This window comes from Streptococcus azizii (assembly GCF_001984715.1).
GTDB lineage: Bacteria > Bacillota > Bacilli > Lactobacillales > Streptococcaceae > Streptococcus > Streptococcus azizii.
The window spans coordinates 16,921-37,493 of the sequence record NZ_MSPR01000020.1 but is presented as its reverse complement, the minus strand read 5'-3'; the positions used below and the strand labels follow the sequence as shown (position 1 = coordinate 37,493).

Here is a 20,573-nt window from a genome sequence, read left to right as displayed (position 1 = left end):
ATAAAGCATCACAACGTCAAGTTTTTCTTCTACCGACTTTGGACTTCTTTTTGACATACGAAAACTCCCCTTATAGTTTCTAGTGAATTTTTGTTTTTTCACTGTCCACTATAAGGGGAGTATATCAAGATGACTAGGAGAGGATTTTTCTTCGATAGTAATTGCCTCAAGAAATAACTCCCTAAAATGAATTAGCGCAGTTAATGTTTACATAATAAAAGTTATGTAAATCAATTATTTTCTAAATAGAATTCAAACCGCTCCCCGACATACTGGCTATTCACATATTCAAAAGGTTGACCATCTTCGAGGTAGGATACCTGACGTAGGGCTAAAATGGCCTGATTTTTAGCAATTTGTAAATGCTTTGCTACCTGTTCATTGGCCAAACGAGCGTAGATAGTCTGGTTACTTTTTCCGATGCGATAGCCGTTTTCCGTCAGGGCTTTAAAGAAATGATTGGTCACATCACTTTTTTTAACATTGTGTATCAGACGTTCAGGAATACTGGCTACTTCATAGACAACCGGAATGTTATCCGCAAAACGGACACGTTCCATCCGCACCACATAGTCTCCTGGCTGTAAATTCAGCTGACTAACTTCTTTATCGTTGGGTTTTGTTCGGATATAGGATAAGAGTTGACTGGAGGGAACCTTCCCTTGCAGCTGAATAATATCAGTAAAAGACATGGTTCCCCGCATTTTTTCTTGAACACGGGTGCTAGCCACATAGGTTCCTGAACCTACCTTTCGCTGTAAGACTCCTTCTTCTACCAATAGCGTAATCCCTTGGCGCAGGGTCATTCTCGATACTCCAAACTCTTCTGCCAAATCCCTCTCGCTAGGTAAGCGCTCTCCAATTTTCCATATTCCACGATCAATTTCTTCTTTTAACTTATCATGAATGGCAATATAAGCTGCTTTCATCATTACTCCTCTTTCTTCTTTCTATTGTACCAAATTTCTATCTTTTTAACCATCTCTACTGCAAATTGTTCGTTTTTATGATAGAATAAGAAACATCATTTGATATTTTGAATTGAAAGGAAATACTATGACACTCCAAGACGTCGAAAAAATCATCGTTCTGGACTATGGTAGCCAGTACAATCAGCTGATTTCACGCCGCATTCGTGAGATTGGTGTCTTTTCTGAACTCAAGAGCCACAAGATTTCAGCAGCTGAAGTGCGTGCCATCAATCCTATCGGAATCGTTCTCTCAGGTGGTCCAAATTCGGTCTATGAAGAAGGTTCCTTTGATATTGACCCTGAAATATTTGAACTTGGGATTCCAATTCTCGGAATTTGCTACGGTATGCAACTGATCACCCACAAACTAGGAGGAAAGGTGCTGCCTGCTGGTAAGACTGGAAATCGTGAGTACGGTCAATCTACCCTAACTCACACCCCTTCAGCGCTCTTTGAAGGCACTCCCGATGAACAGCTTGTATTGATGAGCCATGGAGATGCGGTCACAGAAATTCCTGATAACTTTATCCGTACAGGAACCTCAGCAGATTGCCCCTATGCAGCTATTGAAAATCCTGACAAGAAAATTTACGGTATTCAATTCCATCCAGAAGTACGCCACTCCGTTTATGGAAATGATATTCTCCGGAATTTTGCTCTCCATATCTGCGGTGCCAAGGGCGACTGGTCAATGGACAACTTCATTGATATGCAGATTGCAAGAATCCGTAAAACTGTTGGTGATAAGAAGGTTCTCCTCGGCCTTTCTGGCGGAGTAGATTCATCTGTTGTCGGTGTCCTTCTTCAAAAAGCAATCGGAGACCAACTCATCTGTATCTTTGTAGATCACGGGCTACTTCGCAAAGGGGAAGCTGATCAAGTAATGGAAATGCTGGGTGGAAAATTTGGCTTGAATATTGTCAAGGCAGATGCAGCCAAACGCTTCCTCGACAAGCTAGCAGGTATCGCTGACCCTGAGCAAAAACGTAAAATCATCGGAAATGAATTTGTCTATGTCTTTGATGATGAAGCAAGTAAACTCTCTGATGTCGCATTTCTTGCCCAAGGAACACTGTATACAGATGTTATCGAATCTGGAACAGAAACCGCTCAAACGATAAAATCCCATCACAATGTAGGCGGATTACCAGAAGATATGCAATTCCAGTTAATCGAACCCCTCAATACCCTTTATAAAGATGAGGTTCGCGCCTTGGGGACAGAACTTGGCATGCCTGATGAAATCGTATGGCGCCAACCATTCCCAGGTCCAGGTCTAGCCATCCGTGTCATGGGGGAAATCACTGAGGAAAAATTGGAAACCGTCCGTGAATCTGATGCTATCCTTCGTGAAGAAATCGCCAAAGCAGGTCTTGAGCGCGATATCTGGCAATACTTCACTGTCAATACTGGTGTGCGTTCTGTCGGTGTTATGGGAGACGGACGAACATATGACTACACCATTGCTATTCGAGCCATTACTTCTATTGATGGGATGACGGCAGATTTTGCAAAAATTCCATGGGAAGTCCTCCAAAAAATCTCTGTTCGCATCGTTAACGAAGTGGATCATGTCAACCGTATCGTCTATGACATCACCAGCAAACCACCCGCAACCGTTGAGTGGGAGTAAAATAGTCCAGCGGACTATTTTAGCCCGAGCCTGGAAACAGAAGAGTGAGGTCAGTCCAGCGGACTATTTTAGCCCGAGCCTTAAAACTAGGAAGCGAGGATAGATACTCCAGTGGACCAATTTATCCGACACCTGAAAATAAAAAAGTGTCGTAAGTCCAGTGGATTGAAACAGTTCGGGGAACTGTTTCAACTGGTCACCCGAAAATCAGAAAGTGACCACCTCAGTTCAGGAAACTGTTTCAACTGGTCACCCAAAAATCAAAAAGTGACCACCTCAGTTCGGGGAGTAACCTAATCCAGTGGATTAGGTTAGCCCGAGCCAAGAAATCGGAAAGCGAGGATTAACCAGTTGAAACAAGAAAGTGACCACAGAAGTCCAGAGCCTTGAACTAAACATTAGTCTAGCCAATAGATTAGTCAGATTGGAGAACATGTCTTTTTAGGACAATTCTTCAATCTTTTTTCATTCCATAGTAAATGCTAAGCCAGATTACAATACTTACCACAACCTGGTAATCATTTAACCAAAAATAGATTATTTTTTAGCAACTACGTGAACGTAAAAAAAGCCCTCAACTATTGGCATTAGTTGGGAGCTTTGGAAAAACTCAAAGCAAAAACAGGGGTTTTGACAAGTAAAAACTCCAGTCATGGTATTCATTCCCCGAGACTCTTGACGAGGTATCCTTTTGATTTTTAAAGAGTATACATCATTCAGACTAAGCGGTAACATGGTCGATGTTACAAGCGGGGACTTGCTAAAGAAAAACAAATCCACATTCTCAACCATTCCAGCGGAAGAGTTTCAGGCAAGATTAAAATGAAACAGGCAGATCAATCAGAAACATGATGATTAAAGGGTTCAAGATTGCCCGCATCTTCTCCTAGATGGAGTGTCTCTATAACATCGGATAAATTTAGGTTTCCCTCTTCTGAGAGAAAGTCTTTTACCACATCCATTGCCTGCATCACAAGTTGATAGCGAGATTGGTGTAACTCTAGCTCTTCTTTATCCAGTTCATTATACATTTCGTTGGTCAAGAGGATTCTTTTTTTCAATTTTGGCGAATACATAATGTAGCCAACCATTTCCAATTCTGTCAATTTTCCAATAATATCTGTCAATGTTTGAGGTTCTGTACTACAATGTTCCATCTTCTCTCTCCTTTTCTGCCTCCGAGTGCTATTTTGTGCAAACTCTTCATCTGACCATAGGCAATTAGTCTGATTTATGGTAAAATAAACGTACAAGGCCTAGCTATAATGCATACCAAACTGTATATTTATATTATACTAATTGGTATTTGATTTGTCAATAAAAATATACGATTATGAATAAAAATGGAGTCAATCATGGATACGAGTAAAAATCTCTTTCCCCAACGCTTAAAAGAGTTACGAAAAAATGCCAAGCTAACACAACAGGAATTATCAAATGCGCTCAATATTAAACAAGGAACGTATTCGCGTTGGGAACGCGGTCTATTAGAACCAAGCCTAGCGCAAATTACAGATCTAGCTATCTTCTTTCATGTAAGTGTCGACTACCTAACAGGAAAACGTGACAAGGAATATCGTGCGACTTCAACCTTTCACAACCAATCTATGTCTATTGAAGAAAGCAGTAAAATTGTTGATTACGTCATCTCAAGTATCTTTACCGCTCTTTCTTCAGCTAAAGAAAAAGGAATTTCAGAAACAACAATGGTCGCCCTACTTTCTGAACTCGGTTTTTCCCAAGAGGCTCAGACCAGTCTCATCGCACAACTCTATGAAACTGGTGCCATACAGCAAACAGAAGAATAATAGGCTGTGAGAAATATCTTCAAATTAAGATATGAGGCATGAAAAACGGCTAATACTCTTTAAATACTTGGTCAAGAGTTTTGACTTTAAAAAGATAGGCAGCTGTTTCGGCTTTAGCCGATTACAGATGAGAATCCCTTTAGGGGGTAGGCAGCTGTTTCGGCTTTAGCCGATTACAGATGAGAATCCCTTTAGGGGGTAGGCAGCTGTTTCGGCTTTAGCCGATTACAGATGAGAATCCCTTTAGGGGGTAGGCAGCTGTTTCGGCTTTAGCCGATTACAGATGAGAATCCCTTTAGGGGGTAGGCAGCTGTTTCGGCTTTAGCCGATTACAGATGAGAATCCCTTTAGGGGGTAGGCAGCTGTTTCGGCTTTAGCCGATTACAGATGAGAATCCCTTTAGGGGGTAGGCAGCTGTTTCGGCTTTAGCCGATTACAGATGAGAATCCCTTTAGGGGGTAGGCAGCTGTTTCAGCTTTAGCTGATTACAGATGAGATTGAAACAGTTCAGTGAACTGTTTCAACTGGTCACCTAGAAATCAGAAAGTGACCACAGCAGAACGGGGAACTGTTTCAACGGTCACCGAGAAATGCGAAAGTGACCACAGAAGCCCGAGCTAAGAAACAGGAAAGCGAGGCTAGATTAACTCATTGGTTGCAAAGCAACCTACTTCGATTTCCTATTTTTCATTCGGTTTTTTAACGTCCTCACATCTTGTGTAATTGAGTTCGGACTAAAAATGTGAGAAAAAAGATGAATCGGCTTGATGACCTGAGTCATCTGCCCCAATTCCCTATTTTTCTTTACATTTTCTTAACGTCCTCACATCTTAATTGAACACATCGTCAATCTCCTATTTTTCAGTCGCTTTTTACACGCCCTTTGTATCTTTTCTTATTTCAACTATCTTCGTTTCCTAGTTTACCGTTGATGTTTATTAAGTATAACTCGCAATTCAAATTACAGAGTCTAAAACAAAAAGATTTTTTCGATAAAAAGTGAAGCCACCCTGACACTCACATAAGAGTACCAGGGTGGCTTTGTGTGTTTAGCTTGTGATTTTCCTTGATGATCAAGGCTGATGGACAATGATATCGTCCATATCAACAATCACACCATTCTGGTAGACACGGTAGAGCGAGCCATCTGTCCCTTGTAAGAGATTATAAGGAATCCCATCAGTGCGATTATAATTATCTTCTAAGACTGTCCAGCCCTTATCACCAAGGATTGTATTGGCATAGTTAATAGTAGCTTGACCACTCTCCAAGGTCACACCAGTATTTTCATTTTGCAATACGTTGGTAGTGGCTGAATCAGCCGATGTCTCACTTGAACTAGTTTCAACAGTGCTGGAGCTTGCCTGTTGTTGAATAGATGATGAGGTTGTTGATACTTGACTACTTGTACTACTACTTGGGCTACTTTCGCTCGACTGTTTAGAGCAAGCTGTAGCCAAGGCCAAGACAGCTAGTAAAGACGTGGTAAAAAGTAGGTGTTTTTTCATCATTTTTTCTCTCCTTCTCTATGAATTGTGAAGCCTGTCGCTTGTTGGGTCGCCATAATAGTCATATCTGAAATTTGTACATGTGGAGGTTGATTGGCAACAAATAGGACACTTTGGGCAATATCTTCTGCCTGCAAGGCTTCTATCCCTTGATATACCTTTGCTGCCCGCTCCTTATCCCCGTGGAAACGTACCTGACTAAAATCTGTTTCGACAAGACCCGGTTGAATAGTCGTCACCTTGATATTCTTATCAATGGTATCAATACGGATGCCATCACTCAACACCTTGACAGCTGACTTTGTCGCTGCATAAACGGCTGCTCCCGCATAGGCATAGATCCCTGCTGTCGATCCGATAGTGATGAGATGACCGTGGTTGTTTGCTACCATAGTAGGCAAAATGTGACGGGTCACATAGAGTAAGCCCTTGACATTCGTATCAAGCATCGTCAGCATATCATCTACATCATAGTGATGAAATTTTTCAAGTCCCAAAGCCAGGCCAGCATTGTTGATCAAAATATCAATCTTAGGTAGATCCGCTAGAATCTGTTGGCAAACAGCTCTTACTTCTGCTCCCTGCGTGACATCCATTTGATAATAGAAAACTTCAACGCCATATATTTCTGCTAAATCACGTTGAATTTCTCGGAGTTTTTCCACCCTTCGGCCTGTAATAATCACTGTATCATGATTTTTTGCAAATGCATAGGCAATTGCTCTTCCAATACCACTTGTCGCCCCTGTAATCAATACGTATCGTGCCATATGCAACCCTTCTTCCTTATATTCAATAAAATCAAGTTGATTTTTATTGAGCCTTGGTTTCATTATACCACTTTTTTTGAGAAAGGAAAATGAAAAAAGAGTAGGAAAAATATCTGTCATTCCTTACTCTTTTCTTGCTAGCCAAATAGTTCCATTAGGCGGATCAAATAAACATTAAAACGTACCTGTCGCGAATAATAGATGTTTCCTCCATTTACGTAGAGTTTCCCGCCATTTAAAAGTGCAATGGGATGGTAATAAGTGTAGGTTTGAGCTGTTGTATTCCCAAGACTAGGGGCCACAACCTCTTTTGAATAATTAGTTGCTAACTCAATGGTATTTTTTCCACCATTTTGGGCAACATACTCAATGTAGGATGGACCGTAATTATAGGCCTGAACAGCCGTCCAGACATCCACTCCAGCTTTTTCTGCCAGAGAAATATTTTGACTGAGATATTCGACTCCTTTGCGAATACTTTCTTTGCTATCTGTAATGGTGTCAGCGTATCCTGAAACAGACTCGCTCGACTGCATGACATCAGCCTGTTTCCCTTTCGTTTCCGTGTAAATCATCGCTAGCACCAATTCTTCATTGGCCTTCGTATCATTTTCGTCCAAGATTTCTTGCACCATGGCTTGATAATTCATCACTTGCTGAACATCTTGGTGAATCTTGTAGAACTGATAAGCTAGAAAAACAAGGACGACAAGGACCATCGTTCTTGTTAGTTTTTTCATATACTACTTACTCTTAATATCTTCTATGTTCTTGATGAGAATGGAATAAGTCCCATTCTCATTCTGGATAAATTCGACAGATTCTGCATCCTCATAAATGGTAGTCGGTACAATCAACTCAATTCCATTTGACAGGGATAGTTTCTGATTTTCTAATTTTTTTAGCTGGCGACTATGGTCAATTTCCTCAAAACTGACCGTATCTGGAACCACTTCTTTTAACTCATCAACAAAACTCAAGCGAGCTGTTAGATTGTTGTCAAATAGTTGATTGGCCAATTTTTCAGGTGATAAGCCATCATCTTCTTCCAGGTGATTCAAAATAGCAGATTTGACTTTGGAGGGGAACTGAAAATCTGCCTGATTGAATTTTTCAGCAATTTTCTGGGCAGTTTGCTCCACTGCCTTAATGGATTTCTTAACAGAAAGAGTCGGACTGTCTTGCAAGAGATTGTCTGAAAAATAATTTAAAAAAGTTCCATTATACTTAATTCGTTTTTCAATCAAGTGATATTTATAGGTTTGCAGATTGAGAATCAAGGCCTCATCCGGTGCCGCCCCTGCACTTGGTAAATTGTTCTGTGTGAGCTTCAGGGGACTTTCACTTTCTAATCCAACATGGACTAGATTTTCTCGAAGTGAAATCCGCAGAAAGGCAAATTGTTCCACTCCATGTTTCTCAAAACGAACAAATACCAAATCATTCGTTTTGAGATTTTCAGAAACAGAAAACTCTTCTTTCCAAAGATTGGCAATAGCGATTGACGTGGACAACAAATCATCTGTCAAGTAATCAAGAAAGGGACTCTCTGCTCCTAATTGCCCTGTCTTTGCTTCGTCTGAATAAGAACGTTCAATCTTTTTGCGGAGATATTCTTCAATCTTCGGTGTCATCATCAATAGCTTATCTGCTAAAAGTAGCTGCGTATCGTCTGGACTAAACTGGTGAATGACGGCCTCTTTAATATAAATATCCATGACTACTAAGCCTCATAGAGCGGGAAAGCATCTGTCAAAGCACGGACCTCCTGACGCACTTCATCAAGAACAGCATCATTATCCGCATTTTCTAGGGCCTTCACGGTCAGTTCAGCGACCTTACGCGCTTGTGCAACACCAAATCCTCTAGCTGTAATCGCTGCAGAACCGATACGGATACCGCTGGTTTTGAAAGGAGAGAGTGTTTCATAAGGAATAGAATTTTTATTTAGGGTAATGTGGACTTCATCTAAGAGATTTTGAGCAACCTTGCCGTTTTCAACCACCTGAGTGACATCTACAAGGAAGAGATGATTATCTGTACCCCCAGCGATGACACGGAATTTGTCATGAGCTAGGAAAACCTCTGCCATAGCTTTGCTGTTATCAATCACTTTTTGGGCATATTCCTTAAAAGCAGGATCCAAGACCTCTTTAAAAGCGACCGCCTTTGCAGCAATAACATGTTCAAGTGGTCCACCTTGGATACCAGGGAAGATAGCGGAATTGACTTTCTTTGCCAAGTCCTCATCATTTGTCAAAATGAGACCACCCCGAGGACCTCGAAGGGTTTTATGGGTCGTTGTTGTAGTGATGTGGGCATAAGGTACTGGGTTGGGATGTAGCCCAGCTGCAACAAGTCCAGCGATATGGGCCATATCTACCATGAGCTTTGCTCCCACGCTATCTGCGATTTCACGGAATTTGACAAAATCAATGACCCGAGAATAGGCAGAGGCTCCTGCTACAATCAGTTTTGGTTGGACCTCTTTTGCTTGTGCCAAAATCGCATCATAGTCTAATAAGCCTGTCTCTTTATCAACGTTGTAGGCAACAAAGTGATAGGTCTGCCCAGAAAAACTGACAGCTGATCCATGGGTTAAGTGACCACCTGCTGCTAAATCCATGCCCATGACAGTATCTCCAGGCTCAATCAAGGCCATGTAGGCTGCACAATTCGCTTGACTACCAGAATGTGGCTGTACGTTGGCAAATTTAGCTCCAAAGATCTCCTTAGCACGTTCAATCGCAAGACTTTCTACGATGTCCACACACTCGGTTCCTCCGTAGTAACGACGTGCTGGGTAGCCTTCTGCATATTTATTGGTCAAAATGGAACCTTGAGCAGCCATTACGGCTTTTGAAACAACATTTTCTGAGGCAATCAACTCAATATTGTGCTGTTGTCGTCTTTCTTCTGCTGCAATAGCATCCCATAGTTCTTTATCATAGGCTTTGTAATCTTCTTTGTCAAAAATCATGTATTTTCTCCTTTAAATTTGAGTTCTGGTAGCTGCGCGAGCAAATCATCGCGAGTGATGGCACCTTGTCGTAAAATCTGAAATTCCTCCCCAGATAGGTCCAAAATCGTCGAGTCTTGCCCCGTTAGAAAAGCATCATCTTTTATCCCTAGGACCTTACCGTGAAAGTCCTGCATAATCTGGTCAAACAAGACGCCGCTCATTTGACCAGATAGATTAGCAGACGGACCAATCAGAGGACCAAACCTTTTAATCAAGTCAAGCGTAATAGGGTGACTAGGCACCCGAAAACCAACGGTGTCCTTGCCAGAATTGACCCAGTGTGGCACTTGTTCATTTGCTTGTAAAATAATCGTCAAAGGACCTGGTAAAAAAAGCTGAAAGAGTTTTGCTAGACAGGTTGGCTGCTGCTTAGAAAAAGCAATAATATCTTCTAAAGTAGCCACATTTAAGTTCATAGCCTTATCCAGTGGACGGTGCTTGAGTTGATAGACGAGCTGGACGGCTTTTTCATTGAGTGCCTGCCCAAACAAACCATAGACTGTTTCTGTCGGAAGCACTACTGCCCCGCCAGCCTCTAACTGCCTTGCAACCTTATCGATCATCAATCACCACCATCCTATCTTGGCCAAATTGATCTGTTAACACCCGAATACGTTTATCCGGAAAGGCTTTCTGAAAGAGTTCTCTTACTTGTTGCCCTTGCTGATAGCCGATTTCAAGGTAGATTTTTCCTCCTTCCGCTAGAAACGTTGCCACTCCCGCTGCCAGTTCTCGATAAATGGCAAGGCCGTGTTCAGCTGCAAATAGAGCTAAATGAGGCTCTGAGTGCAGTACATTTAAACCGACCTCTGCTTCATCTTCTCGTGCAATATAAGGAGGATTGGAAACGATGATGTCATACTTTCCTGTGACCTTCTGCCAGACATCCGACTGGATAAAGGTAATAGGGAGCTGGTGCTGCTCTGCATTTTTCTTTGCGACAGCAAGAGCCTCTGGTGAAATATCCGTAGCTGACACGCGCCAACTTGGCCTACTGTGAGCAAGGCTAAGCGCAATGGCACCACTTCCTGTACCAATGTCTAAGACAGCCAGATCCTCTCTTTGATTTTCGTTTTTTATCAAGTCGACCAACTCCTCTGTCTCAGGACGAGGAATCAAGACTCGTGGATCAACAGTCAAATCCAATCCCTGAAACGTCACCCTACCCACAATGTATTGGGCTGGGTAGTGGCGAGCCAACTGGCAAAAGATTTCTTCTAATAACCTTTCATCCTCAGCCGCCACTTCTTTGGGCAACAGTAAAACGAAGTCTGTCAAACTAAGTTGCTTGACACTACGAAAGGTATAGGCTAGACTTTCAGGCTCTTCTCCAACCTCGTCCAACCTGCTTTCATAGTATGAAAATAGTTGCGCGTAGTTCATTAGTTACTTAACTCTTCTAACTTTTGTGTCTGATCATAGAGTACCAGGGCATCGATAACTTCATCCATCTTTCCAGATAAAATGGTATCTAGTTTTTGCAGAGTTAAGCCTATTCGGTGGTCAGTCACGCGGTTTTGCGGAAAATTATAGGTGCGAATCCGCTCTGAACGATCCCCAGTACCAATGGTTGATTTCCGCTCGGCATCCTGTTCATCTTGAGCAATTTGTGCAAAGTGGTCTGCCACTCGCGCCCGAATCACCTTCATCGCCTTGTCACGGTTCTTTTGCTGAGCCCGTTCTTCTTGCATCTCTACCTTGATATTCGTCGGCAAATGGACAATCCGCACAGCTGTCGCAACCTTATTGACATTCTGCCCCCCTGCACCTGACGCGTGGTAAATATCAATGCGCAAGTCCTTGGGATCAATATCATACTCCACTTCTTCAATTTCAGGCATAATCAAGACAGTAGCCGTTGAAGTATGCACACGTCCTTGGCTCTCAGTCACAGGCACACGCTGTACCCGGTGGGCACCTGATTCATATTTCAACTTAGAATAGACCGACTGTCCCGATACCATGGCGACAACCTCTTTGATACCACCGACACCATTGTAGGACGCTTCCATGACTTCAAAGCGCCAACCTTGGCTTTCTGCAAATTTCTGATACATGGTCAGTAAATCCCCTGCAAAGAGGGCCGCCTCATCTCCACCAGCTGCACCGCGGATTTCTAAGATGATATTCTTGTCGTCGTTGGGATCTTTTGGCAGCAGTAAAATCTTTAGTTTTTCTTCGTAACTTTCCTTGTCAGCCTTAGCTGTCTTAAGCTCGTCCTTAGCCAATTCTTCTAATTCCGCATCACCAGCCGCGTCCTTAATCATTTCTTCTGCGTCCACGATGCTTTGAAGGACTATTTTGTACTCACGGTAGGCAGTTACTGTATCACGAATGGCTGCTTCTTCCTTTGATAACGCCATAAAACGCTTGGTATCACTGACGACATCCGGGTCACTCAGCAATTCTCCCAGCTCCTCATAGCGGTCCTCCACCGCCTGTAGTTGATCATAAATATTCATCTTGTCTCCTATCTTTCTGGTTTAAAATAATGCCTACGGCACACAGGGATATAGGTCTCATTGCCTCCGATTTGGATCTGTTCTCCCTCATACACAGGCTCACCATTTACTGTCCGTAACACCATAGTGGCTTTTTTAGAGCAATACTGACAGATCGTCTTGATTTCATCCAACTTATCTGCTAACAGTAGTAAATGCTTGGAGCCTTCAAATAGGTCGTTGCGGAAATCATTTTTTAACCCAAAGGCCATGACTGGCACTCCTAAATCATCTACCACGCGGGCAAAATCATACACATGCTGTCTGGTTAGAAACTGGGCCTCATCAATCAAGACACAGTAGGGTTTTAAGGATAGATTAGCAATGTAATCATAGACATTCATCTCCTCAGTGATGGCGACTGCTTCTCGTTGCATCCCGATACGACTGGCTACCATCCCCACGCCTACCCGTGTGTCAAGGGCTGATGTCATAATGACCACATTCTTTCCCTGCTCCTCATAATTATGCGCTACCTTTAAAATTTCAATGGTCTTTCCTGAATTCATAGAACCATATTTAAAATAAAATTGAGCCACTTTTCTCTTTCCAATCTATCACATTCATTCATTCCATTCTACCACAAATTCGACAAATACGGTACTAGAGAAAAAGAAAAAAAGTTTTTGTTCGACTATCTTATCCTTTACAAATGTGCTATACTAATCCTAGTAAAGAAAAAGGAGACTCTTATGCCATTTGTGCGAATTGATCTATTTGAAGGACGCTCAGAAGAGCAGAAAATCGCCCTTGCGCGTGAGGTGACTGAGGTTGTCTCCCGCAACACCAATGCACCCAAAGAAGCCATCCATGTCATCATCAATGACATGCCAGAAGGCACCTACTTCCCCCACGGAGAGATGAAACGAAAGGACTCGTTATCCTAAAGAAAACCTTGCTGCGATCAGTGAAAAAGCCACAGGCAGCTAGTTCATGCTCTATAAAAAATCAAACTCTGACTAGACTAAGATGTGAGGACGTTAAAAGGTCTAAGTGAAAGTAGGCAATCGAAGCAGGTTGCTTTGCAACCAATGAGTTAATCTAGCCTCGCTTTCCTATTTCTTAGCTCGGGCTTCTGTGGTCACTTTCACATTTCTCGGTGACCAGTTGAAACAGTTCCCCGTTCTGCTGTGGTCACTTTCTGATTTCTAGGTGACCAGTTGAAACAGTTCACTGAACTGTTTCAATCTCAGCTGTAATCGGCTGAAGCCAAAACCTTTTTCCCGAGGTTTTAGGCTGAACTCAATTCCACAAGATACCAAGCCCGTGAAAAACTCAATGTGAGGTAACGACGTTAGAGTATATTTTTGACGAGTATCATTAAGCAGCTATACAGAAAAAGGAACACCCTGCCTGTTCCTTTTTTTGCTGTATCTATTCCACTATGATAGAGGAAATCTTGTCCTTTTCAATCATGATTAAACGGCCACCTCTTTCTAAGCTACCATAGGTATTAAATCCGGTCACACGTCCATAGTTGAGCTGAATACCGAAATAATGAGCTGAAAAATCATTGTCATGATCATGGCCGCAATAGATGGCCTTTATATGAGTATGAAGATAGATATGACTGAAGAGACCCGTATTTAAGCCCGGACAATTAATTTCTTCATCCTGATGACCGATGGCTAATCCTAACTGTCGTGCTGTTTTATATTCTGGTACAGGGATATGGAGAAACAACTGACTGATGCCAGAAAAGTCTTTTTCATTTTTTACCAGCCAGTCAATTTGCTCATGTTGGATAAAATCATATTCACCAAACCGGTGAGCGTCATAATCTCCCGAGTCCATAAAATAGAGTCGATGGGAAATCCCTGCATCTTGAAGTTCAATATAATAGTTCAAGCGCCCACCGATATTCAAGAGCGAGGTTGGAATTATAAAATTAGTTTGTTCCAATACGATGGCATTTAGTACCTCTCGATCAAAGTCTGCCTCAGCATCATGGTTACCAAGTGTGACTGCAAACGGAATACCAAAATCATTGATAAAGGCCAGTACTTCCCTAAATGTTTGGAAGCTCTTTTTAGCTAAACTCCAAATAATATCGCCCGTTACAGCGATAAACTGTGGACGGTGTTCCATAACAAGTCGACTGATAAGAGCTTTTGTCGCTGCATCTCTATCTCTAGACTCTTCGTGTATTTCTCCAAAATGCAAATCCGTTAACTGAAGAATTTTTAACATCCTCATCCCTCCCTTTTTGCTCTTCTCTCTTTTCATTTTCACACCTAAGAAAAGCCACTAGCTGATATTTTTTGATTTTCATTGAGCATGAGTCATACTCTTTAAAAATCAAAAAGATACTTCATCAAGAGTCCTATTTTTCTTTACATTTTCTTAACGTCCTCACATCTTAATTGAACATGCCCTAAACTCTGTGCGAAGAAGATAGGCAGCTGTTTCGGCTTTAGCCGATTACAGCTGAGAATCCCTTTGGGATATAGAAATAGTCAGGGGAGTGACTATTTCTACCTGAGCCTAAAAACGAAAGAGCGAGGTCAATTAGGTGTTCAAACGTTTCTTCGTCATGTTTCCTAATTTTCAGTCGCTTTTTAGACGCCCTTTGTATCTTAGATTTTCACCATGTCTTCTTCTTTGACATAAAGGAGAATTTTATTATCTGTATTTAGCTGCTGATAGGAACGATTTAGGCGGTCCAAATAAATCATATAATTGCCTATTTTCACATCATATCTCACAATAGAACCCAACATGGAACTATTGATAATTTCCCCTTCAATCTGATAAGCATTCGCTATCGGATCTGGACTGAAAATCTCAGGTCGAATCGCTACAAATGAAGCCCCCTGTAAAGGAGTGTTGAAAACTTCATAAAAAGCCTCACGATTTAGTAAATTGTAGCTACCGATAAACTTTGCGATAAACTCCGACTTAGGATATTTGTATATTTCATTTGGTGTCCCTTCTTGGGCAATCGTTCCATCTTTTAAAATATAGATATAATCACTCAAAGCCATCGCTTCTTCTTGGTCATGGGTAACCAAAATCATTGTAATCCCTAGTTCGTACTGTAAGCGCCTTAGCAACTGTTGGATATTTTTTCTAATTTGGGCATCCAGTGCACTCAAGGGCTCATCTAGTAGCAGTACTTTCGGTTTTGTCACCAAGGCCCTCGCCAAGGCTACTCGTTGTTGTTGGCCTCCTGAAAGTTCTCTTGGAAATGCCGTCTCTTTTCCCTCCAGTCCTACTAAATGAATGATTTCTTGCACGGATTCGTTCGCCACCGCCCTATCAATCTTTTTCATATCCAGACCGAAGCGGATATTTTCCTGAACAGTCATATTGGGAAATAGGGCATAGTTTTGAAAGACCATTCCGATATTCCGCTCATTTGGAGGCAGATGGTCAACCCTTTTCCCATCGATAATAATAGTGCCTTTATCAATAGCATGGAGCCCGACAATGCTACGAAGCAAGGTACTTTTCCCACAGCCACTGGGGCCAAGTAAGGTTGTGATTGTCTTTTCTTGCACGCTTAAATTCAAGGACTTTAGCACTTCTTTATGATCAAATGTTTTGACTAATTGATTTACTTGTATATAACTCATCCAACTACCTTTCTTTACGCCCAGAATGTTCTTTTAAAACAATCAGAGCAACGATTGCAAGTAAAATGAAGTAACAGCCGACAATAGCACTTGAAAAATGCCCTTTTTTCTTGATATTTTCCATTAAAAAGATCTGGACCGTTTTAAATTTTGAACCTAACAATAAGTTGATGACTACAAACTCACCAAATAGTACAGAAAAACTTAGTAGAGCAGATACCTTAATGCTGTGCATAATATTCGGTAGAATAATCGTTTTAAAGGTCATCATCTTACTGGCTCCCAATACTTCAGCCGCTTCATTTAATTGGACCACATTTATATTTCTCAAACTGTTGCGAATGCCTTGATAGATAAAGGGCAAAACAGTCGTGAAGTAGGCACCCATTACCACAAAGAGCATTGGAATAGGACTATTTGCATATGCCTTTAGCAGGCCGACGCTTAAAATAATTCCCGGCATGGCATAACTCCCAATAATAGACCATTTAATCCAGCGTTCTAATCTTGGATAAAAAAGGATGATACCATAAACTGCAGGAACCATAATGAGAACTGCAATGATAACGACTCCCCCAACTAAAATCAGGGACTTTCCCATAGAACGAATAAAATCACTATTTAGAAATAAATCACTGTACCATTTTAGGGTCAGACTCTCTGGTAAAATCGTATGGCTCCAATTACTAGAAAGGGAATACAATACTGTTACAAGTAGCGGTATTGCCAAATATAGACAAGACAGCAGTAAGCTAAGCAAGCCTATCGTTCTTTTCATTCGTATCTCTCCTCACCTTAGTCGTTAACCACTCGCCAATCAACATATTCACTAACAGAATAAAGGCTAAGATAATAGCCAAAGTCGAAGCGATTTCAGGTCTAGCAATCACATCTCCTGACACTGTTGTAGCAATGCGGACGGACAATATATTAAAAGTGCTACCCGTTAATGCATACACTGAAGCGTAGGCTCCCATCGCATTGGCAAACATAATCGTAAAGACTCCAAATAAACCAGGAGAAATAATAGGTAAACCAATACATTTCCAATATTGAAAGTCATTAGCTCCTAAGATGGCCGCTGCCGCCTTCCAATGTTTATCTAAATTATCAAATACTGGATACAACAGCATAATTCCTAAAGGCAGTTGAAAATAGATATAGATGAGTGACAGGCCATCTTTACTATACAGATTAAAATGTTCTAGTAGCTTCCATCCTGATAGCTGGTCTAGCAGCACAAGGACCCCTGTATTCCCAAGCAAAATAATAAAAGCGAAAGCGAGTGGAATCCCGGCGAAATTACTGGTCAGATTGGCCATAACGAGTATATTATTCTGGAACTTTTTTGCCCTTGACTTAATCACATTTACTGAGACGGCTGCTAAAATGAGGGCAAATAAGCTAGAGGCTACTGAAATGATGATAGAATTCAAAAAGGCCGACAGATAGATTGATTTAGAAAAGACTTCACTATAGTTGCCTAGTGTGAACGCATCGTGTGCAGCTGTTTGAAAACTATTCAATAGCATAATGAGGAATGGGTAAACTAAGAAAGCGGCTATAAATAGAAATAGGATACTGATTGTCACAATAAATATTGACTTTTCTTTCACAAACTCCCTCCCGCAACCATTGTGGCTGACTACATCGTAATCCTGCCGATTCTATTGGATCAATGAAGAAATTTCTTCCTGCCATTTCTGGGGCAATTCCTTCAAGGTTTCATTCCAAGCCTCCGAATCCTTAACGGGCGTCACATTCTTATACATTGATTCTGGCAACAATTTATTCTTAGCTTCTTCTGAAATCTTGGCATCCTTTCGGATAGGTTTCGCATATCCTTTAGCTAAGTTATCTTGCCCCTCATCAGATAGGATAAATTCTCTAGCCAAGGCTGCGGCATACGGATTTTTCGCATACTTATTGATGATTGTAGCATACCCACTCATGACTGATTTTTCCTCTGGTATAGTGACATCAAACCGCTCTCTATCAATTTGATCGCGATAATTCAAGGCGTTAAAATCCCACATCAAGACAAGCTCATGCTCTCCCTTTTCTATTGTAGCAAGATCTGGAGAGGTCGTTACTAGCCGTCCCTCCTTGGCTAACTTCTTAAAAAAGTCAATCCCAGGTTGTAAGTTCTTTTCATCTCCGCCAAAAGCATAGCTTGCTGCTAAGACGGCAAATTGGGCTTGGTTGGCCTTTTCAACATCACCTATCGTGACCTTAAAATCACCATTTTTGATATCCTCCCAAGATTTCGGTGGATTTTGGACACTTTTCTTATCGCTCATAAATGCCATTGTACCAGTGTAGCCAATGATCCATTTGCCCTCCGTATCTTTTGCCCAGTCAGGGATTTCATCAAAATACGAGGTCTTATACCCGATGACCAAATCCCTTTCAACAGCCAGTGAACCAAAAGCAATTCCGACATCTCCAATGTCACCAGAGGCATTTTTCTTCTCGCTCTCAAATTTTGCTAGCTCTTCTGCAGAAGACATATCGGTATCGCTATGCTTGATACTATATTTTTCGTCAATGTCCTCCCATGTTTCTTTCCAGTTGGCCCAACTATCCGGCATTCCCAATGAATTTACTTCCCCTTCTTCTTTGGCCTTCACTACCAGCTCTTCCAGTGAAATACTCGTTAAATCTATCTCACTATCTCCACTAGTGCTGGCATTGCTACATCCTGTTAGAGCCAAGGTCGCCAAAGTCACTAAAAACGTTCTTTTTAACATGTTCTAATCCTCTTTTTCATAAAATATTTATTGATAGCAGACTTACCTGATGTTCATTGATCCCCTTTGAAAATCAAACATCCCCCTGTCAACTTACTAATTGTACAGGTGCTAACAGTCGTCAATGATCGATGTTCCTTGAGTATTACTTGAGCAAGGAGTCTCAAATAAATGAACGAGAGACTAAGCCTGCTTTTAGTCTAACAATAAATTATAAATTTCATATAAAGAGGCCGTAATTATTGCGTTAAAATTAAAAAAATCCAAAGTCCGAAACAAGACTCTGGAATCTTTTCTGCATTCGATGATTACCTCCTACCTTACAAGTACAGGCTTTCCCCAATGTAAAACGAGGAGACCTTCATCTGGATATTGGGAATACAGAACTTGTTACAAACAAATCGTTGTTGTCCTAAAGGGTTTTTATCACCCTTGCCGGTGTTCCTGCCACAATCACATTAGCTGGTACATCTTTCGTTACTGTGCTATTAGCTGCTACAACGGCATTTTCACCAATGGTGACCCCTGGGAGAACCATTGCGCCAGCTCCCAGCCATACATTCTTATGGATATGAATGGGTCTGATCTCTAACCCTCGGCGTTTAGCAGGGGCTAAAATATGATTAACTGTAATCAAGCTAACACGTGGACCAATCAGCACCTTATCTTCAATGGTAATACCACCTAAATCCACAAAAAACGCTTCCTTATTGATAAACACCTCTTTTCCGAGTGTAATATGGTATCCAAAATCTGTTTGAAAGGGTAAACTAACACTTGTAGAAGGGTCTATTTGTTTGCCTGTAATCTTGGTTAGATACTGCAACACCTCTTCTTTAGATTTCACACCTGTATTAAGTTCAGCAATCAGTAGCTCGTTTTCGGCCTTCATTTTATGGATTTCTTCAAATTCCACATCATTGACGAGAATTTCTTTTTTCCTTTGCAATTTTTCCAATAGATGAGTCATTCTCTATGTTCCCTATCTTTCCATATTTTCTTTAAGGAAGTTTTCTATTTCATCAAACGGAATACAATCCAATTTGTCATATAAATCAATATGACTAGCACCTGTTACAGTAATCATTTTTTATTCTCTCCTTGCAATTTTTTTAAGGCTTCTTTCCCCATATAGTAAGAGTGCGCCTGATCACCATGAACTATTAACACAGCATTTCGAATTTCATCACTGAATTCTAGTAAACGTGTATTTGCCAACCTGCTATTTGATTGTACTATCCATCCCCCGTTAGAATTACCACTCCGTTCATGGTATCCCCTTGGCTGTTTGTAATAAGCGTAATAGTCTTTTACAAAATCTGGCACATCTTCGGGTAGTGGGTCTACTACACCACCTGCTAATTGATAGTCCCCTGATTCCTTATCCAAGGTTCTTTGATTCGCCATTGTTAATCGTAATTGATACCGACTCTCTTCACTATCATCCCTATCAAAATACCCCTTATTTGTCACGCGAGAGAGGTCATACATGGTAAAGACCACACTCACTTTAATCCGTGGATCCAGCGCAGCTACATTCAAAGCATAGCCACCCCAGCCACAAATACCGATAATACCAACTCTCTCTGCATCAACTTGCGGATGCGTAACCAGGAAATCAACAGCTGCTTGAAAATCCTCCGTATTGATATCTGGTGATTGCATATAATGCGGTAGACCTCCAGACTCACCTGTAAAGGATGGGTCAAATGCAATCGTCAAAAATCCACGTTTTGCCATTTCTTGTGCATAAAGACCGGAAACTTGCTCTTTAACTGCACCGAATGGTCCTGCCACTGCTAAAGCAGGTAAGACGCTACTTGCTGTGACTGGCTTATATACATCAGCAACAAGTGTCATACCGAAATGATTCGTAAAAGATACTTTTGTATGTTCTACTTTTTCACTCTTAGGAAATACTTTATCCCATTCATTTGTCCATTGTATTGTTTCTGTCATATTCATTCCTTCCTCTTCCTTTTGATGTGGATATCTATAGTATAAAAGAAAGCAATACTATAGTCCAATACTTATT

At 41.3% G+C, this 20,573-nt stretch carries 20 protein-coding genes and 1 pseudogene; 3 read left to right on the top strand and 18 right to left on the bottom strand.

Annotated features, from left to right (window positions below):
* Positions 1–230: 230 nt before the first annotated feature.
* Positions 231–929, bottom strand: a complete 699-nt coding sequence (locus BVE84_RS08995) for a GntR family transcriptional regulator (RefSeq protein ID WP_076996687.1) — start codon at positions 927–929, stop codon at positions 231–233.
* Between the two features lie 127 nt (positions 930–1,056).
* On the opposite strand from BVE84_RS08995, the gene guaA reads away from it, so the two are divergent.
* The gene (guaA, locus tag BVE84_RS08990; RefSeq protein ID WP_076996686.1) at positions 1,057–2,604 is read left to right on the top strand and encodes a glutamine-hydrolyzing GMP synthase; all 1,548 of its coding nucleotides are present in this window, start codon (positions 1,057–1,059) and stop codon (positions 2,602–2,604) included.
* Between the two features lie 836 nt (positions 2,605–3,440).
* On the opposite strand, the gene BVE84_RS08985 is transcribed toward guaA, so the two are convergent.
* Positions 3,441–3,761, bottom strand: a complete 321-nt coding sequence (locus tag BVE84_RS08985) for a hypothetical protein (RefSeq protein WP_076996685.1) — start codon at positions 3,759–3,761, stop codon at positions 3,441–3,443.
* A gap of 198 nt (positions 3,762–3,959) precedes the next feature.
* On the opposite strand from BVE84_RS08985, the gene BVE84_RS08980 reads away from it, so the two are divergent.
* Entirely contained in the window at positions 3,960–4,412 is a 453-nt protein-coding gene (locus BVE84_RS08980) for a helix-turn-helix domain-containing protein (protein ID WP_076996684.1), read from the top strand.
* Between the two features lie 1,073 nt (positions 4,413–5,485).
* Here BVE84_RS08980 and BVE84_RS08975 read toward each other — a convergent pair.
* From BVE84_RS08975 to BVE84_RS08935, 9 genes are all read right to left on the bottom strand, one after another.
* On the bottom strand, positions 5,486–5,923 hold the full coding sequence (locus tag BVE84_RS08975; protein ID WP_076996683.1) for a hypothetical protein: 438 nt from the start codon (positions 5,921–5,923) through the stop codon (positions 5,486–5,488).
* Complete coding sequence (locus BVE84_RS08970; protein WP_076996690.1) at positions 5,920–6,690, bottom strand: SDR family NAD(P)-dependent oxidoreductase; 771 nt, start codon at positions 6,688–6,690, stop codon at positions 5,920–5,922. The genes BVE84_RS08975 and BVE84_RS08970 overlap by 4 nt, the downstream gene beginning before the upstream one ends.
* 137 nt (positions 6,691–6,827) lie before the next feature.
* Complete coding sequence (locus BVE84_RS08965) at positions 6,828–7,430, bottom strand: lysozyme family protein (protein ID WP_076996682.1); 603 nt, start codon at positions 7,428–7,430, stop codon at positions 6,828–6,830.
* A 3-nt stretch (positions 7,431–7,433) separates the two neighbouring features.
* Positions 7,434–8,408: a nucleoid-associated protein gene (locus BVE84_RS08960; RefSeq protein WP_076996681.1), complete on the bottom strand. Its 975-nt coding sequence runs from the start codon at positions 8,406–8,408 to the stop codon at positions 7,434–7,436.
* 5 nt (positions 8,409–8,413) lie between these two features.
* Entirely contained in the window at positions 8,414–9,670 is a 1,257-nt protein-coding gene (gene glyA, locus BVE84_RS08955; RefSeq protein WP_076996680.1) for a serine hydroxymethyltransferase, read from the bottom strand.
* Positions 9,667–10,275, bottom strand: coding sequence for an L-threonylcarbamoyladenylate synthase (locus tag BVE84_RS08950; RefSeq protein WP_076996679.1), 609 nt, complete (start codon positions 10,273–10,275; stop codon positions 9,667–9,669). The genes glyA and BVE84_RS08950 overlap by 4 nt, the downstream gene beginning before the upstream one ends.
* Positions 10,265–11,095, bottom strand: coding sequence for a peptide chain release factor N(5)-glutamine methyltransferase (gene prmC, locus BVE84_RS08945; RefSeq protein WP_076996678.1), 831 nt, complete (start codon positions 11,093–11,095; stop codon positions 10,265–10,267). The genes BVE84_RS08950 and prmC overlap by 11 nt, the downstream gene beginning before the upstream one ends.
* On the bottom strand, positions 11,095–12,174 hold the full coding sequence (prfA, locus tag BVE84_RS08940) for a peptide chain release factor 1 (RefSeq protein WP_076996677.1): 1,080 nt from the start codon (positions 12,172–12,174) through the stop codon (positions 11,095–11,097). Before prfA ends, prmC begins: the two co-directional genes overlap by 1 nt.
* An 8-nt stretch (positions 12,175–12,182) precedes the next feature.
* Positions 12,183–12,752, bottom strand: a complete 570-nt coding sequence (locus BVE84_RS08935) for a thymidine kinase (RefSeq protein ID WP_076996676.1) — start codon at positions 12,750–12,752, stop codon at positions 12,183–12,185.
* 153 nt (positions 12,753–12,905) lie between these two features.
* Here BVE84_RS08935 and BVE84_RS08930 point away from each other — a divergent pair, with 153 nt between their 5' ends.
* Positions 12,906–13,100, top strand: a complete 195-nt coding sequence (locus BVE84_RS08930) for a 4-oxalocrotonate tautomerase (RefSeq protein WP_076996675.1) — start codon at positions 12,906–12,908, stop codon at positions 13,098–13,100.
* A gap of 487 nt (positions 13,101–13,587) precedes the next feature.
* Here the strand turns inward: BVE84_RS08930 and BVE84_RS08925 are convergent, their stop codons facing one another.
* The 7 genes and pseudogenes from BVE84_RS08925 to BVE84_RS08895 form a co-directional block, all read right to left on the bottom strand.
* On the bottom strand, positions 13,588–14,403 hold the full coding sequence (locus BVE84_RS08925) for a metallophosphoesterase family protein (RefSeq protein WP_076996674.1): 816 nt from the start codon (positions 14,401–14,403) through the stop codon (positions 13,588–13,590).
* Between the two features lie 386 nt (positions 14,404–14,789).
* Complete coding sequence (locus BVE84_RS08920; RefSeq protein WP_076996673.1) at positions 14,790–15,788, bottom strand: ABC transporter ATP-binding protein; 999 nt, start codon at positions 15,786–15,788, stop codon at positions 14,790–14,792.
* A gap of 4 nt (positions 15,789–15,792) precedes the next feature.
* Positions 15,793–16,566: an ABC transporter permease gene (locus BVE84_RS08915; RefSeq protein ID WP_076996672.1), complete on the bottom strand. Its 774-nt coding sequence runs from the start codon at positions 16,564–16,566 to the stop codon at positions 15,793–15,795.
* Positions 16,541–17,404, bottom strand: coding sequence for an ABC transporter permease (locus BVE84_RS08910; protein WP_076996671.1), 864 nt, complete (start codon positions 17,402–17,404; stop codon positions 16,541–16,543). The genes BVE84_RS08915 and BVE84_RS08910 overlap by 26 nt, the downstream gene beginning before the upstream one ends.
* Before the next feature lie 51 nt (positions 17,405–17,455).
* Positions 17,456–18,538 (bottom strand): ABC transporter substrate-binding protein, encoded by a 1,083-nt coding sequence (locus tag BVE84_RS08905; protein WP_076996670.1) that lies wholly within the window; start codon positions 18,536–18,538, stop codon positions 17,456–17,458.
* Positions 18,539–18,950: 412 nt separating this feature from the next.
* Positions 18,951–19,508: a sugar O-acetyltransferase gene (locus BVE84_RS08900; RefSeq protein WP_076996669.1), complete on the bottom strand. Its 558-nt coding sequence runs from the start codon at positions 19,506–19,508 to the stop codon at positions 18,951–18,953.
* A gap of 12 nt (positions 19,509–19,520) precedes the next feature.
* A pseudogene (locus BVE84_RS08895) lies at positions 19,521–20,497 on the bottom strand (alpha/beta hydrolase).
* Between the last annotated feature and the right edge of the window lie 76 nt (positions 20,498–20,573).

What these genes read in the sequence shown, in the direction of transcription:
- BVE84_RS08995 (WP_076996687.1), bottom strand. Translation starts at nt 929, where the DNA reads ATGAAAGCAGCTTATATTGCCATTCATGATAAGTTAAAAGAAGAAATT.
- guaA (WP_076996686.1), top strand. Translation starts at nt 1,057, where the DNA reads ATGACACTCCAAGACGTCGAAAAAATCATCGTTCTGGACTATGGTAGC.
- BVE84_RS08985 (WP_076996685.1), bottom strand. Translation starts at nt 3,761, where the DNA reads ATGGAACATTGTAGTACAGAACCTCAAACATTGACAGATATTATTGGA.
- BVE84_RS08980 (WP_076996684.1), top strand. Translation starts at nt 3,960, where the DNA reads ATGGATACGAGTAAAAATCTCTTTCCCCAACGCTTAAAAGAGTTACGA.
- BVE84_RS08975 (WP_076996683.1), bottom strand. Translation starts at nt 5,923, where the DNA reads ATGATGAAAAAACACCTACTTTTTACCACGTCTTTACTAGCTGTCTTG.
- BVE84_RS08970 (WP_076996690.1), bottom strand. Translation starts at nt 6,690, where the DNA reads ATGGCACGATACGTATTGATTACAGGGGCGACAAGTGGTATTGGAAGA.
- BVE84_RS08965 (WP_076996682.1), bottom strand. Translation starts at nt 7,430, where the DNA reads ATGAAAAAACTAACAAGAACGATGGTCCTTGTCGTCCTTGTTTTTCTA.
- BVE84_RS08960 (WP_076996681.1), bottom strand. Translation starts at nt 8,408, where the DNA reads ATGGATATTTATATTAAAGAGGCCGTCATTCACCAGTTTAGTCCAGAC.
- glyA (WP_076996680.1), bottom strand. Translation starts at nt 9,670, where the DNA reads ATGATTTTTGACAAAGAAGATTACAAAGCCTATGATAAAGAACTATGG.
- BVE84_RS08950 (WP_076996679.1), bottom strand. Translation starts at nt 10,275, where the DNA reads ATGATCGATAAGGTTGCAAGGCAGTTAGAGGCTGGCGGGGCAGTAGTG.
- prmC (WP_076996678.1), bottom strand. Translation starts at nt 11,095, where the DNA reads ATGAACTACGCGCAACTATTTTCATACTATGAAAGCAGGTTGGACGAG.
- prfA (WP_076996677.1), bottom strand. Translation starts at nt 12,174, where the DNA reads ATGAATATTTATGATCAACTACAGGCGGTGGAGGACCGCTATGAGGAG.
- BVE84_RS08930 (WP_076996675.1), top strand. Translation starts at nt 12,906, where the DNA reads ATGCCATTTGTGCGAATTGATCTATTTGAAGGACGCTCAGAAGAGCAG.
- BVE84_RS08925 (WP_076996674.1), bottom strand. Translation starts at nt 14,403, where the DNA reads ATGTTAAAAATTCTTCAGTTAACGGATTTGCATTTTGGAGAAATACAC.
- BVE84_RS08920 (WP_076996673.1), bottom strand. Translation starts at nt 15,788, where the DNA reads ATGAGTTATATACAAGTAAATCAATTAGTCAAAACATTTGATCATAAA.
- BVE84_RS08915 (WP_076996672.1), bottom strand. Translation starts at nt 16,566, where the DNA reads ATGAAAAGAACGATAGGCTTGCTTAGCTTACTGCTGTCTTGTCTATAT.
- BVE84_RS08905 (WP_076996670.1), bottom strand. Translation starts at nt 18,538, where the DNA reads ATGTTAAAAAGAACGTTTTTAGTGACTTTGGCGACCTTGGCTCTAACA.
- BVE84_RS08900 (WP_076996669.1), bottom strand. Translation starts at nt 19,508, where the DNA reads ATGACTCATCTATTGGAAAAATTGCAAAGGAAAAAAGAAATTCTCGTC.